Annotated in this window: 6 protein-coding genes, 3 rRNA genes and 1 pseudogene; 6 read left to right on the forward strand and 4 right to left on the reverse strand. The window is 66.9% G+C overall.

Features of this window, described 5'->3' with window-relative positions; genetic code table 11:
- The first annotated feature begins 94 nt into the window (after window positions 1-94).
- Together PZE19_RS22970 and PZE19_RS22975 are read left to right on the forward strand one after the other, a co-directional pair.
- Window positions 95-1,306: an FG-GAP repeat domain-containing protein gene (locus PZE19_RS22970; protein WP_277862938.1), complete on the forward strand. Its 1,212-nt coding sequence runs from the start codon at window positions 95-97 to the stop codon at window positions 1,304-1,306.
- Window positions 1,307-1,350: 44 nt separating this feature from the next.
- A complete protein-coding gene (locus PZE19_RS22975; RefSeq protein ID WP_277862939.1) occupies window positions 1,351-2,751 on the forward strand; it encodes a glycoside hydrolase family 28 protein in 1,401 nt (466 codons plus the stop codon).
- 127 nt (window positions 2,752-2,878) lie between these two features.
- Here PZE19_RS22975 and PZE19_RS22980 read toward each other — a convergent pair whose 3' ends face one another.
- On the reverse strand, window positions 2,879-3,325 hold the full coding sequence (locus PZE19_RS22980; RefSeq protein WP_277862940.1) for an SMI1/KNR4 family protein: 447 nt from the start codon (window positions 3,323-3,325) through the stop codon (window positions 2,879-2,881).
- 245 nt (window positions 3,326-3,570) lie between these two features.
- Here PZE19_RS22980 and PZE19_RS22985 point away from each other — a divergent pair, with 245 nt between their 5' ends.
- The 4 genes and pseudogenes from PZE19_RS22985 (at window position 3,571) to PZE19_RS33380 (ending at window position 8,538) form a co-directional block, all read left to right on the forward strand.
- Window positions 3,571-5,931 (forward strand): sigma-70 family RNA polymerase sigma factor, encoded by a 2,361-nt coding sequence (locus tag PZE19_RS22985; protein ID WP_277862941.1) that lies wholly within the window; start codon window positions 3,571-3,573, stop codon window positions 5,929-5,931.
- Between the two features lie 234 nt (window positions 5,932-6,165).
- Window positions 6,166-6,630, forward strand: a complete 465-nt coding sequence (locus tag PZE19_RS22990; RefSeq protein WP_277864384.1) for a transposase — start codon at window positions 6,166-6,168, stop codon at window positions 6,628-6,630.
- A gap of 271 nt (window positions 6,631-6,901) precedes the next feature.
- On the forward strand, window positions 6,902-7,174 hold the full coding sequence (locus PZE19_RS22995) for a hypothetical protein (RefSeq protein WP_277862942.1): 273 nt from the start codon (window positions 6,902-6,904) through the stop codon (window positions 7,172-7,174).
- A 125-nt stretch (window positions 7,175-7,299) separates the two neighbouring features.
- A pseudogene (locus tag PZE19_RS33380) lies at window positions 7,300-8,538 on the forward strand (IS701 family transposase).
- 312 nt (window positions 8,539-8,850) lie between these two features.
- Here the strand turns inward: PZE19_RS33380 and rrf are convergent.
- The 3 genes from rrf to PZE19_RS23020 form a co-directional block, all read right to left on the reverse strand.
- Window positions 8,851-8,958 (reverse strand): 5S ribosomal RNA (gene rrf, locus PZE19_RS23010).
- 195 nt (window positions 8,959-9,153) lie between these two features.
- Window positions 9,154-11,957, reverse strand: a 23S ribosomal RNA gene (locus tag PZE19_RS23015).
- An 835-nt stretch (window positions 11,958-12,792) separates the two neighbouring features.
- Window positions 12,793-14,316 (reverse strand): 16S ribosomal RNA (locus PZE19_RS23020).
- The 16S, 23S and 5S rRNA genes sit together here, the layout of an rRNA operon.
- Window positions 14,317-15,297: the final 981 nt, after the last annotated feature.

Consider the following 15,297-nt stretch of genomic DNA (forward strand, 5'->3'; position numbering starts at 1 on the left):
TGGCATCTCGCGCGAGTCGGAGTATCTTCGTAGGGAATCACCTCCCGGCGAGGGAGGTCTCTCCGCCTTCAGGACCCGCCGGGGCTAGACCATCATGGGCGTGCGAAACTGGGCTGCCATCCTCGGCGTCGCGGCGATCCTGTCGACGTCGGCCTCCGCGTCGGATCCGACCGCGGGCAAGATCGGCTGGAAGAAGACGACGATCGAGGCCAAGTTCCGCTCCGAGGGGGTCGCGACCGCCGACGTGAACAAGGACGGCAAGCGCGACGTCCTCATCGGCGACTCGTGGTACGAGGCCCCCGACTGGATCAAGCACGACATCCGCCAGCCCGGCGACCTCGGCGACGGCCTGCACTCCTACAGCGAGTGCATGACCTGCTGGGCCGACGACGTCAACCGCGACGGCTGGCCCGACCAGGTCGTCATCGGCTTCCCGGGCAAGGCGGCCGCCTGGTACGAGAACCCCAAGGGGGTCCACGGCTTCTGGGAGCGTCACGAGATCTGGCCGAGCGCCTGCAACGAGACGCCGCTCTACACCGACCTCTTCGGCGACGGCCGGCGCGTGCTGGTGATGGGCTGGCAGCCCGAGGGCAAGGAAAACGAGGGCCGGATGGCCTGGTTCGCCGCCGGCAGCGACCCCGCGCGGCCCTGGGACATGCACGAGATCAGCCAGGGCAAGGGCGTCCCGGGCACCCAGCGATTCTCGCACGGGCTGGGCGTGGGCGACCTGAACGGCGACGGCCGCAAGGACGTCATCTGCACCGGCGGCTGGTGGGAACAGCCGGAGAAGGGCCGCGAAGGGGCCTGGGCTTTCCACCCCGCCAAGCTCGGCGGCAGCGTGGCCGACATGATCGCCTACGACGTGAACGGCGACGAAAAAGCGGACGTCGTCGCCAGCTCGGCGCACCAGTTCGGCATCTGGGCGTTCGAGCAGGGCGAGGTCAAGGACGGCTCGCCGACCTTCACCACCCACGACCTCTTTCCCGACCTCGTCTCGGAGACCCACGCCCTGATCGCCGCCGACATCGACGGCGACGGCCTCAAGGATCTGGTCACCGGCAAGCGGTTCTGGTCCCACGGCAAGAACGAGCCGGGGTCCGACAAGCCGGCCTACCTTTACTGGTTCAAGGCGTCGAAGGGCGGCGACGGCAAGACCTCCTTCGAGCCCAGGGTGATCGACGACCAGAGCGGCATCGGCACCCAGTTCGAAGTCCTCGACTTCAACGGCGACAACCTCCTCGACGTCGTGACCGCGAACAAGAAGGGCGTCTTCCTGTTCGAACAGGTCCGCCCCCGCGAGGAGTGAGCACGGACCAGCCGACCCCGGGCCGGAAGGCGGGCGCGACGCCGATGATTCCGCGATGTTCATGCTTCCTCTCGGCCGCGATCGTCCTGATCGCCGTCTCGGCGCAGGCCGCCCTCGGCGGGCCGGGCGTGTACGACGTCCGCGACCACGGGGCCAAAGGCGACGGGGCGACGACCGACACGGCGGCGATCAACCGTGCGGTCGCCGCGTGCGCGGACGCGGGCGGCGGCCAGGTCCGGTTCCCGCCGGGCCGCTACCTCTCGGGCACGGTTCGGCTGCGCAGCAAGGTCGCGTTGCATCTCGAAGCCGGGGCCGTGCTGGTCGGCACGACCGACCTGACGGCCTACGAGGGCTTCCGCCCGCCCGAGGGCACGTTCGAGGCGACCCTTCCGCCCGCCTGGCACCGGGCGATCGTGCTGGGCGTCGACGTCGAGGACGTGGCGATCGAGGGGGCCGGCACGATCGACGGCGCCAAGGTCCACGACCCGAACGGCGAGGAGCGGATGCGCGGGCCGCACGCGATCCTGTTCGGGCACTCCAACCGCATCACCATCCGCGACGTGACCATCCGCGACGCCGCCAACTACGGCGTGATGATCGAGGAGTGCTCGCAGGTCGACGTCAAAGGCGTGACGATCACGGGCGGCTGGGACGGCGTCCATTTCCGGGGCTGGGAGGGGAAGCCCTGCCGCGACGTCTCGATCGTCGACTGCCGGTTCTCCACGGGCGACGACGCGATCGCGGGCCGCTACTGGGAAAACACGCTCATCACCGGCTGCGTGCTCAACTCCTCGTGCAACGGCATCCGACTGATCGGCCCCGCCCGGGGGCTGATCGTCCACGACTGCCTCTTCTACGGGCCGGGGAAGCACCCCCACCGGACCTCCGGCCGCACGAACATGCTCTCGGCCGTAAACCTCCAGCCCGGCGCATGGGACCCGACGCGCGGGCGGCTCGAAGACGTTTTGATCTCGGACGCCACGATGCGCAACGTCCAGGCCCCGGTCCACCTCTCGCTGAGGAAGGGCAACACCTGCGGCGACGTGACGATCGAACGGCTCTCGGCCACCGGAGTCTACGGCGCGGCGATCTCGGCCGAGAGCTGGGCGGACGAGCCCATCGGCCGATTGGTCTTGCGGGACGTCTCCGTCGAGTTCGCCGGCGGCGGCACGGCCGAGCAGGCGGGCCGTCCGGTCAAGTCGGCCGCCATCGAAGCCCGCCCCCTCCGCTCGTGGGGGATCTACGCCCACCGGGTCGGCGAAGTCGTGCTCGACGGCGTGCGCCTCCGCCTGGCCGCCCCCGACGCCCGGCCGCCCATCCGGTGCGAGAACGTCGGCCGCCTGGTCGTCCACGACCTCCGCCATGATCCCCGCGCCGGCGGCGGCGAGCCCATCGTCCTGGACGAAGTCAAAGAGGTCGTGAACGCCCCCGCCGGCCCGCGATGACTCCACGGCTTCATCGCGGCTCGCGGCCCTTGTTGATTTCGCCTGAGTCGGTGCCGGCTTTCACCTGGCCAGGCCTCGGTTCAACCTTCCTGTGCCCTGACGTACACGGGACCGGGCGCCGTCGCCGTCAGCTGGGCCCTGACAATTTCAGGCAAATGTCTCGGAGATATTCCTCGAAGGACTCGGCGATCGCCGAGATGCCGCCGAAATCGTGGTCGTGAATCCAGATCGCCCCCTCCGCGTCCATGCCCACCGGGTGCCCGGCGTGGTCTTCGGAAATGACCACCCATCGCTCGACATCCGGCACCCCTTCGGAACGATAATGCCGGGTGACATCCAGGACGGACCAGTGACCGATTCCCATCACTTCGACGGGCCGAAGCCCGAAGATCGGATATGGCCCGACCATGCCTCCTCCATATCGGAGGAGGAACTCGCGAAAGTCGTCGTCGAAGTGCACACCGATCTGCCGTTCGGCTTGAGTGATCTCGGCCTCCGATGGCGCATCGCTGGCGCGCATGATCGGCCATTCGGCAAACATGGCGTCAAGGTGTTCGATCGTGTCTGGCCTCATTGAGATTGACTCGGTGGGATATCTGGGCGGATCGTCGTGGAAAGCTCGTTGGCCCCACTCCGCCCCTTATAATCGAGCATCGAGTACCGAGCAATCTGGAGCCTATTCGCCTGCGGGCAAGGCATGCCACCGCCCCAAACACCCTCGATCGCCGGATTCCTCGAGCTATTCCGGAATATTGAAATGAGACCTCGATTTCCCGGCACTAGAAAGGAGAGACTGGACCGGTCGAGGAGCCGCAACTCATGGCGTATGCGAAATCGAGCGTCGAATCCGATCCGGTGACGCGAGCCCTCGCGCCCGATCCCTCGGGGCCGCCCGACCGCCGGCTGCTGGAAGCCTTCCTGGCATGCGACGACGCCTCGGCCGAATCGGCCTTCCGTCGCATCGTCGAGCGGCACGCGCCGGCCGTCGTGCGGGTTTGCCGCGACGTGCTCGGCGATCACCACGAGGCCCAGGACGCCGCGCAGGCCGTCTTCCTCGTCCTCGCCCGCCGGGCCGGCGCGATCGAACGCCCGGACTCGCTCAAGGCCTGGCTGCATGGCGTCTCGCTACGCGTGGCCCGCCGCGTCCGCGAGGGGCTGAGCCGACGTCAACGGGCCGAACAACAGACGGCGCAGGCGATCGCCGAGCGGGCGCGAAGCTCCTCGACGACCAGCCCCACCGGCCATCAAGAGCTGCACGAGGAGCTGGCCCGCCTGCCCGACCGCTACCGCCTGCCGATCGTCCTCTGCTACTTCGAGGGTTACACCCAGGAGAAGGCCGCTCAGGTCCTCGGCTGGCCTTACGGGACGCTCCAGACCCGCCTCCATCGGGGCCGCAAACGACTTCGCGAGGCCCTCGCGAGGCGCGACCCCGCTCTCTGCGGCACCTTCGCCGTGATGATGAAACCCCTCCCGGATTCACCGTCCTCGCCCAGCCCGGAGTGGGTCGCCGAGACCTCCCGGGCGGCCGTCCGCTTCGCCGGCTCCCGCGCCGGCGGGGCCGTCGGCATCGACGTCTCGGACCTCGCGGTCGCCACCGCGGCGACGATGGAGCCGTCACTCTCATCCTCGACGATCGGCTTGCTGGTGATCTGCCTGGCCGTCGGCGGCCTCTGGTACGCCGGCCGCGGCTCGGCACCGGAAAATCGGCCGCCCGAGCTTCCCGCCCCGAAAGCCCAACCGCATATGCCTCCCAACAGCACCGAAGCCAGTCCGCCGGCCGCCAATCAAGTTCGCCCGGTTCCCGCCGCGATCACGGGAAGAGGAACCGCTGGCGGACAAGGCCCTCACCTCGGACTTGCTCGGCTTGCAGCCTCGCCCTCACCTGTCTTCGCAGGGAACGAACCCGAGCCACCGCGGCCGACGCAGCCAAAGATCGACGGGCGCGAGTTGTTCGAGAGGGTCTGGTCGCCCAACGACCGCCGGAGCCACGGCGGCGACGGGTTGGGGCCGGTGTTCAACGCCCGCTCGTGCGTCGACTGCCACGACCAGGGCGGCGCGGGGGGCGGCGGGTCGACGATGCGGAATATCGAGGTGGCGACCGCCGCCGCGGAGACGCCCGTAGGGCTCGACTTCTCCTACGGCTTCAGCATGAATTTCGGAGGGGCCGGTTTCGAGTACCATTTCGGATACGATCCAACGGCCGCGACCCGGCGGAACCCGAGGGATTCGATGGCGGCGGCGGCCGTGCATCCGGCGTTCCGGGAAGCGTCCAGCGTCATGCTCCACCGCTTCGGCACCGACGCCTCCTATCTCGCCTGGCGAAGCACGATCCCCGGCCGGCACGGAGCCGTCGAGGTCCGCATGTCCCAGCGCAATCCCACGCCCCTCTTCGGCGTCGGCCTGATCGAGAAGATCCCCGACGACGCGATCCTCGCGGCCGCCCGGCGTCCCAACCCGAACAAGTCCCCTCGGGGGCGGGTGAGCCGCGTCGAAGGCGGGCGGATCGGCCGATTCGGCTGGAAGGCCCAATCCTCGACCGTCGCAGATTTCGTGCTCGCCGCGGCCGCAGGCGAGATGGGCCTGGAAGTCCCCGGCCGTCGCCAGGCCGACGATCCCCGCCAGTTCGGCGTCCCCTCCGACGGGGTGGACATGAACCGCGAGGAGTGCGATGCGCTCGTGGCGTTCGTCGCCGACCTCCCCTCCCCCACGGCGATCGTCCCGGCCGACCCGAGGTCGACGGCCGAGATCAAGGAAGGGGCGAAAACCTTCCGATCGATCGGTTGCTCAAGCTGCCACCTGCCCAAACTGGGCGATGTGGAAGGCATTTACAGCGACCTCTTGCTCCACGATATGGGACCCGAACTCGGCGACGCCGGAAATTACACGGTCTTCGGAACAAGCCGCGCTCGAGCGGCCGATCGGCCGAGGGGCGTCAGGGATCGAGCCGACGACCTCGGCTCGGATACCCGAGAATGGCGAACGCCCCCGCTCTGGGGCCTCCGCGATTCATCGCCCTACCTCCACGACGGCCGAGCCGAGACGGTTTCGCAGGCCATCTCCATGCACGGAGGCCAGGGAGCCCCGTCGGCGGACCGGTTCGCACGCCTCAGCCCTCGACGCAAGAGTCAACTCGAAGCCTTCCTGTCCACGCTCGCGGCTCCTCCAGACAGCGCCGAATAACGTCCCAAAGCGCAGAGACGAGGTTTGCGTTCGCTCGATCAGGACTCGATCGAGGTGGTCGTCGGGGGTTCCGGTTGCCGTTGGGAGGACGTCCCGCCGGAACACGGATGTGCGGGCCGGACCGCTCACCACAGGCTGCGGGCCTGAGAGGAGGTCGGGGTCTGGGACCACCTGCACACCGACCTGCCGGCGGCCCTGAAGCGGGCCGGCAAGCTCGACCTCGGAACGGTCATTATCGACCGCGTGACGGTGCGGGCCTTCGACGGCGGCGGGGCGACCGGCCCCGTCGACCGCCGCAAGCCGGGCACGAAGCACACGGTCATGGTCGACAGGGCGGGCGTACCGCTGGTGATCCGCACCGCCGGGGCCAACGCCAGCGACCACCGCCAGATCCTCCCGCTGATTCTGGACTTCCCCCGGGTCGGCGGCGTGCCGGGGCGACTGAAGGAGCTGCCCGACGAGGCGTATGCCGACCGAGGCTACGACAGCGAGGCGGCGAGGGCGTTGCTGCGGTGGCTGGGGATCGAGCCGCACATCGCCAAGCGTAAGACCGAGCACGGCAGCGGCCTGGGAAAAATCCGCCGGGTCGTAGAGCGGACGATCAGTCGGCTCAAGGGACTCCGCAGGCTGCGGGTCCGATACGACCGGCTGGGGGTGATCATGGGCGCCTGGGCCACACTGGCGGTGAGCGTCATCTGATTGCGTATCCTCCACGACGGCGATTAATATAGGCCGGTAGGCAGTGACCGGGCGTCGGGGGGCGGCTATGAAGCCGGCGTACTGTTGGCTATGCGGCCGTGACTTCCGGTGCGAGTGGTTCCACACCCGGGGCGGCGGCGAGATGGTTCGCTTCCGGAACTACCAGCCACCGCCCGAGGGTTGGGTCGGCCAACCCGGGGGCCTGGAATGGTTCTGTCGGGAGCACGCCCCGGCAGCCCTCGACTTGGCGGCACAGGATTCGGCCACGGCGATGGCCGCGCTGCGTGACCGCTTCGGGCCATCTCCGCCAGTCGGTGAGCCGACCACCATGCCCGACCCGTCGCTGTGGGTGACGGCGATCGGGCCGAACCCGGCCCGGGTCTTCGCCCTCGTCCATCAGGCCATCAACCGCCCCGCTGCGGAGACCCTGGCCACGATGCGTTCGGTGCCGTTCCAGTTGGCCCGAGGCTGGCCGCAGTCATTCGAGGGCCTGCGGGCGGCGTTCGCCGACGCCGGGGCGACCGTCGAGGTCCGTTACTCTTGACTGAGTCCAACCTCGCTCGATGAGCAGGCTTAAGGAGTCGGTCGTCCGGGAGGTTTTGACAGAGCCATTTATGCTACTCCGTTAGATCTTACAAACGGCCGGGAAGCCCGGTTCGTACAGGTGGCATGAACCGGGCCTACGCCCCCAAACTCGCCCCCGAGGTGCTCGACCGACTCGCCGCCTACGCCGCGGACTTCCGCGACGACTCCAACCGCCCGCGCCAGGCTCAGTGGTGCGGCGTCTACCTCCGAGGACTGATCCAGGACGGCGATCGCAAGAGCGTCGAGTCGATGGCCGCTCGCGTTACGCTGTCGGATGGGCTCGACGTCGCCGACCCCGACCAGGCCCTCCAGCAGTTCCTCGGCCAAAGCACCTGGGACGAGCGGGCCGTCCTGAGGCGCTACCGGGCCGCGATGGCGACGAGGTTCGCCGACCCGGCCGCGATCTTCGTCGTCGACGACGCCACCTTCCCCAAGCAGGGGACGCACTCCGTCGGCGTCAGGCGGCAGTACTGCGGGGCCCTGGGCAAGACGGCCGACTGTCAGTGCGCCGTCAGCGTCCATTACGTCGCCCCGAAGGGCCACCATCCGCTGGACATGCGGCTGTTCCTGCCTGACTCCTGGCTCGACCACCCGGCCCGGCCCGGCTCGACAAGGCCGGCGTGCCCGACGACGAGCGGCGATCGTTTACCAAGGGGCAGATCGCGCTCGAGTTGCTCGACCGGGTCCGCGCCGAGGGGCCGCCCGGTCAGGTGGTCGTCGCCGACGCCGGTTACGGTGTCTCGGGCCCATTCCGCGACGGCCTGGCCGAGCGGGGCCTGCACGACGTCGTCGGCGTGACCGACGAGATGGTCGTCTTCGCCGAGGAGCCGCGTTGGATCGCGCCCGGCCCCGGGGCGACGGGCCGCCCGCGGACGCGGCCTCGCCTGGCCGACGACTCGCCCCGGCCGATCAGCCTGAAGGAGTTGGCGGCGCGGACGCCGCGCCGCAAGGTGACCTGGCGGGAAGGGACGAAAGGCCCGATGGCCGGCCGCTTCGCCTGGCTGCAAGTGTGGTCGGCCTCCGGCTGGGCGACTGGCGAGTGCGCCGGCACCGGGCCGATCCGGCTCCTCATCGAGGAGCAGGCCGACGGCGCCCTGAAGTACGCGTTCAGCAATCTCCCGTCGGAGACGAGCCGGCTGCGCGCCGTGCGGCTCTGGCGGAGGGAACTGGGGCTGGACCACCACGAAGGCCGGTCGTGGCGGGGCTTCCATCACCACGCCCGCCTGGTGGATGCTGGCGCTCGGTTTCCTGACCCTGGAGCGTCATCGAGCCCGTCGGAGGCGATCCCGGCCGGGCAAAAAGGGGGGCGCGGAGCGTCCGTGATCACGGTGCCGGCCATCCGGCGAGCATTGCAGCGCATGCTGGCGTCGATCAGCCGGCTCGATTGCGCCTATTGCCGGCCCTGGATCACCATGAACCGGCACAAGTTAACGGAGTAGCATTTAGGGCTTTGACGGAACACCTGCCGACATACAATGCCGGGCGTTCGGCCAGGAATTCAAGCAAGGCCTGGAGTCGAGCATGGCTCGCCGAGTCCTGAGGAACTTCGATTGGGCCGTAGGTCCATCGTACACCAAAGTTGCGCGCGCGGAAACACGCCGCACCCGGGGGGGTGCGGCGTGTTTCGGTGTGGGATCCCGGCGATGACCGACTTTCGCGCGATTGCACTATCATGGGCCCGGCGGGCTTAACGGCCGTGTTCGGGATGGGAACGGGTGTGGCCCCGCCGGTATGGTCGCCGGGAATTCGGCCGCCGGGGGGGTTCAACCCCGGCGGCCGCGATTCCTCGGTGGGTCGGTCGATACGTCTTGTCGCATACCCCACTCACCGTCCACGATTTCCGTTGGATCGGGAGATATCTGGCGAGGCCTTCTGGGAGCGGAGCAGGCTCGGGACCGTCTCGATCTGCGCCCGCCCTCGCGGGGGGGCCGGATCGGGGTGGTCAAGCCGCTCGGCTGTTAGGACCGGTCGGCTGAGGCGGTCGCCCGCCTTGCACTCCCGGCCTATCGACCTGGTCGTCTTCCAGGAGCCTATGCGGGATGAATCCCGCTGGAGACCTCATCTCGGGGGGGGCTTCGCGCTTAGATGCCTTCAGCGCTTATCCCGTCCCGACCTGGCTACCCGGCGATGCCCCGAGCGGGACAGCCGGCACACCAGAGGTCGGTCCTCCCCAATCCTCTCGTACTAGGGGAGAAGCCCCTCAAGTCTCCTACGCCCACGGCAGATAGGGACCGACCTGTCTCACGACGGTCTGAACCCAGCTCGCGTACCGCTTTCATTGGCGAACAGCCAAACCCTTGGGACCTTCTCCAGCCCCAGGATGCGATGAGCCGACATCGAGGTGCCAAACCTCCCCGCCGCTAGGGACGCTCGGGGGAGATCAGCCTGTTATCCCCGGAGTACCTTTTATCTGTTGAGCGACGGCCTTTCCATCCAGCACCGCCGGATCACTAACGCCGACTTTCGTCCCTGCTCGACCCATGGGTCTCGCAGTCAGGCGCCCTTATACGTTTGCGCTCGCGTTGCCCGATTGCCGACCGGGCCGAGGGCACCATGGCGCTCCTCCGTTACTCTTTGGGAGGAGACCGCCCCAGTCAAACTGCCCGATGAGCACGGTCCCGACGCGGGCTTCGCGCCGGTGAGGGCCAACGATCGTTCAGGGTGGTATTTCACCGATGGCTCGCCGACGGCTGGCGCCGCCGGGTCGAAGCCTCCCACCTATCCTACACAGAGCGAGCATTGGACCAGTGCCAACCTGCAGTAAAGGTTCACGGGGTCTTTCCGTCTAACCGCGGGTACGTGGCATCTTCACCACGACTACAGTTTCACCGGGTCCCTCGTGGAGACAGCGCACCAGTCGTTACGCCATTCATGCAGGTCGGAACTTACCCGACAAGGAATTTCGCTACCTTAGGACCGTCATAGTTACGGCCGCCGTTTATCGGGGCTTCGGTCGCCGGCTTCGCTTGCGCTGACTGGCTTCCTCAACCTACCGACACCGAGCAGGCGTCAGACTCTATACGTCTTCTTGCGAATTGGCAGAGTCCTGTGTTTTTGATAAACAGTCGCTAGTGCCGATTCTCTGCGGCTCCCCCGTCGCCGAGGGAGCGCCCCTTGTACCGAGGGTACGGGGCCATTTTGCCGAGTTCCTTCACGAGGGTTCTCCCGAACGCCTTCGGATGCTCACCTGGCACACCTGTGTCGGATTGCGGTACGGGCCGGCGGATCGTCCGAGGGGGGCTTTTCGCGGCCGGATTCTCTTGGGCTTCCAGATCGAATGCTGTCGGCCTTGCGGCACGGGGGCGTCTATCACCCCGACCCAAAAATCCTCCGGCGTCCTCCCCTCATCAACCTCCCCGCCGGGTGACGGAATATTAACCGTCTGCCCATCGACTACGCCCTTGGGCCTCGTCTTAGGACCCGACTGACCCTGGGCGGATTGACCTTCCCCAGGAAACCTTGTGCTTTCGGCGGACGGGCTTCCCACCCGTCTTGTCGTTACTCGTTCCGGCATGCGCACTCGGGACCGCTCCACCGCTCGTTACCCGTGCGGCTTCGATGCAGTCTCGACGCTCTCCTACCATTCTTGCGAATCCGCGACTGCGGCACGACGCTTAGTCCCCGTCATTTTCGGCGCGGGATGGCTCGACCGGTAAGCTGTTACGCACTTTTGAAATGGTGGCTGCTTCTAAGCCAACATCCCGGCTGTCACGGCGATCCCACTTCCTTTATCACTCAGCGTCGCTTTGGGGGCCTTGGTCGGCGGTCTGGGTTGTTTCCCTCTCGAGCGTGAAGCTTATCCCCCACGCTCTGACTCCCGGGGTCCGGCGCGCGGTATTCGGAGTTGGGTTCCGAAGGGTAGCCGGGGAGGCCCCCTGTCGGATTCCGTCGCTCTACCCCCGCGCGTTATGTCCCGAGGCTGGCCCTAAAGCCATTTCGGAGAGAACGAGCTATCTCCAGGTTTGATTAGACTTTCACTCCTCCCCACGGGTCGTCCCCCAGTTTTTCAACACTGGTGGGTTCGGTCCTCCACGGCCGGTTAGGGCCGCTTCAACCTGCCCATGGGTAGTTCACCTGGTTTCGCGTCTATCGCGCCCGACTGAGTCGCCCTGTTCAGACTCGGTTTCCCTGCGGCTCCCCCCCTGAAGGGGTTAACCTGGCCGGACACGATAACTCGCCGGATCATTATGCAAAAGGCACGCGGTCAGGCCGGCTTGCGCCAGAGCCCTCCCACCGCTTGTAGGCGCGGGGTTTCAGGTTCAGTGTCCTCCCCTCGTCGGGGTTCTTCCCACCGTTCGGTCGCCCTACTGGGTTCGCTATCGGTCGTCGTCGAGTACTTAGCCTTGCGGGATGGTCCCCGCGAATTCAGGCCGGGTTTCCCGTGCCCGACCCTACTTGGGCGACCGGATGAGGAACTTCCGCTGCACCTACGGGGCTGTCACCCGCTGCGGCGCGATTTTCCAAGCGGCTTCGGTTCGCTTCGGTTCCTCGTGATTCCGGGCCCGCGACCCCGGACGGTGACCCGTCCGGTTTGGGCTGATCCCCTTTCGCTCGCCGCTACTCAGGGAGTCTCGGTTGATTTCCTTTCCTCCGGGTACTGAGATGTTTCAGTTCCCCGGGTGTTCCTCGGGTATTCCGGGATCGAAGCTCGTGATGCAGCTCCCCCGGACTTATCGCAGCCTTCCACGCCCGATTCGCTGACGACGCCTAGGCATCCCCCCCGCGCCCTTAGGGGCTTGACCACGCCGATCGGGCCCCCGCGCCCTGGGAAGGACGCGGGCCTGCATCGGAGGGTCCCGCCGCTCTGCTTCGCTCTGCGATTCCTCGCCTAGCCGGACCCGTGGTTCGATCCCGCCGTCTCGCGACGCGGGGACCGGCACTGGGCCCAATCTTCCAGATCCAAAGGGTTCGTGTTGGTATTCGTCGCCGCATCGGCCGGAGCCTTTGCGGCGTGAAACTGTGTGTGGAGTATGCCACTCGCCTCTTCCGTCGTGGCCCGCCGCGATCCGTCCGAGGACGCATCATGACCGGGCCCCTCCGTCGAGGCTCGTGTCGAATCCCGACCCGTTCCAGAATCGCCTCGATCCCGAAGGATTTCGACGACCCCGACCGTGTCGGATTCGTGTATCGACCAACCACCGAATTGTCAAAGATCCGCGGCCCCGAGGGGCCGGACCCGGCGCCTGGCCGGGGGGCGAGGCCGTCTCAAATGGACGGCCCCGCCCCGCGCCCAGGGTGCGCGAGAGGCGAGGAGGCGGAGACGCCGCCCCGCCCGGGTTCGATCCCGGGCGGGGGGCGTCGCGTCTCGGTCGATCGTGGCCCGGCCCGCCGCGCGGGGCGGCGGGGACGGGGAGGCCGGGGGTCCGGCCGCGGCCGAAGGTGGCTACCTTAGCCGCGGCGGGCCCCGGATGCAAGCGGGAGGTGCGTTTCTTCTTCAAACCCTCGGGGGGAGCAGGCGTACGGGCGTCTCCTCGGGATCCGAGGCGGCGCCGACGAGCCGTGGGTCGCCCATGGTGAAGGCCTGGCGGCAATCCCCATGTGACGGCGTCCCCGGCTTGGTTTTCTAAGTATCCTTAGAAAGGAGGTGATCCAACCGCAGGTTCCCCTACGGTTACCTTGTTACGACTTAGTCCCCATCACGGGTTTCATCTTCGGCGCCTGCCTTTCGGCTCCGACGACTTCGGATGCCCCCCGCTTTGGTGGCTTGACGGGCGGTGTGTACAAGGCTCAGGAACACATTCACCGCGGCGATGCTGATCCGCGATTACTAGCGATTCCAGCTTCATGCGGGCGGGTTGCAGCCCGCAATCCGAACTGAGGGGCGGTTTTTGCGATTAGCTCGGCCTCGCGGCCTGGCGACGCTCTGTCCGCCCCATTGTAGCACGTGTGCAGCCCTGGGCATAAGGGCCATGATGACTTGACGTCGTCCCCGCCTTCCTCCGGCTTGACGCCGGCGGTCTGATCAGAGTCCCCGCCATGACGCGCTGGCAACTGATCACAGGGGTTTCGCTCGTTACGGGACTTAACCCAACACCTCACGGCACGAGCTGACGACAGCCATGCAGCACCTGCACGAGTTCCACCTTGCGGCGTCACCGACGTTTCCGCCGGCTAATCCTCGCATGTCAAGCCCAGGATAAGGTTTTTCGCGTAGCCTCGAATTAAGCCACATGCTCCACCGCTTGTGTGAGCCCCCGTCAATTCCTTTGAGTTTCAGCCTTGCGACCATACTCCCCAGGCGGAGCACTTCACGGTTTCCCTGCGGCAGGGAGCCCATCGGCGAGCCCCCTACCCAGTGCTCATCGTTTACGGCTAGGACTACCGGGGTATCTAATCCCGTTCGCTCCCCTAGCTTTCGCGTCTCAGCGTCAGCAGACGTCCAGGGACTCGCTTTCGCCACGGGCGTTCCTTCCGATCTCAACGCATTTCACCGCTCCACCGGAAGTTCCAGTCCCCCCTACGTCCCTCCAGGCCGGTCGTTTCGGGCCGCGTTCCCCGGTTGAGCCGGGGGATTTCAGGCGCCGACGCACCGACCCGCCTACACGCGCTTTAAGCCCAGTGATTCCGAATAACGTTCGCACGGTTCGTCTTACCGCGGCTGCTGGCACGAACTTAGCCCGTGCTTCCTCCAGGGATCGATCAAGCCCCTCGCGGGACCTTTCTCCCCCTCGACAGGAGTTTACAACCCGAAGGCCTTCGTCCTCCACGCGGCGTCGCTCGGTCAGGCTTGCGCCCATTGCCGAAGATTCTCGACTGCAGCCTCCCGTAGGAGTCTGGGCAGTGTCTCAGTCCCAGTGTGCCGGGCCGCGCTCGCACGCCCGGTAGGCATCGAAGGCTTGGTGGGCCGCTACCCCGCCAACGACCTAATACCACGACGGCCCGTCCCGAGGCGGACGGATCCATTTGGCGAAGCGTCGATGCCGACGCCCTCGCATCGCTGGGGATTACCCGCAGTTTCCCGCGGCTATACCCATCCTCGGGGTTGGTTGCCGTCGCCTTACTCACCCTTGCGCCACTGGCCCATTGCTGGGCCCGTTCGACTTGCATGCCTAATCCACGCCGCCAACGTTCATTCTGAGCCAGGATCAAACCCTTCACAATGGTCCTCGGGCCGGTAGCTCCTCCGAAGAGGCCTTCCCGTCCTCCGGTCCCCATCCTCGAAGAGGTCTGAGGAAAAAAACTGGTCGCGGCGGTCTCCGGCCCGTCGTCCCCGACCCGACCCCCGAAAGGATCGCGCCGTCGTCGCCGAGCCCTACCCGCCGCCGGTCCTTGCGGCCGCCCCGACGTCGCTTTTGCATGGGATCCAGGACCTGGACCCCGCGACGTCCCGATGGGGACGATCCCGCACGCCGGCTCCCCTCAAGGGTTCACCGTCCGCCGCGGCTCGACATCCCGGGCCTCGCGGCCCTTCGTCGCCCCCGGCGGATCACTACGCACCTTCTCACTCGCTCGCCGCTCGACCCCCGTCGCGTTGGCACGACGACGAAGGCCCCGCGGTCTTCTTCTCTTCCACGATCGACCGGATTGTCAAAGACGAGGCCGGCGCACCCGCCGTAGGAAACCCTACGCCGGATCCGCCCCGCGAGTTCACACGTTCTTCCGACGATTTCGGCCGACCCTGCCGCTCGTTGGCGACCAGGCCGGCCGTGTCGTCTGTCAGGACGTTTTCACTGGCGACAGGATTAATAGTAGCGACTCTTCTTTCGCGGTCAACACCCCGGCGGCGAAATCGGCCGGATTCTTGAGATTGTCGACGCCAAGAGCCCATATCCTAAGCCTTTAGGAAATCGCTGTTCTGATGGGTGGATCTCGATCCGGGATCTCCGAGTCGGCATTCGAGGGGGGAGCTGAGGTCCAATTCATAACCCTGGATCGCACCCGACGCCCGAGTGAAGGTCCGGTTGGTCGTTTCCCTCAGAATCTGGGTCAGGCGTGGTCGATCGTCCTTAAGGTGTGTCCCTACTACGGTGCTGCTCAGGCTCGACATCCCTGGGAGTGCCTCCCGGAATGGCTTGCCTTTGGACGCGGGGTACGGTACAAAAGCTAATGTCGAGAAATTGTTGAACATGATCGAAGGGCGAG

It is taken from the genome of Paludisphaera mucosa, assembly GCF_029589435.1.
GTDB classification, from domain to species: domain Bacteria; phylum Planctomycetota; class Planctomycetia; order Isosphaerales; family Isosphaeraceae; genus Paludisphaera; species Paludisphaera mucosa.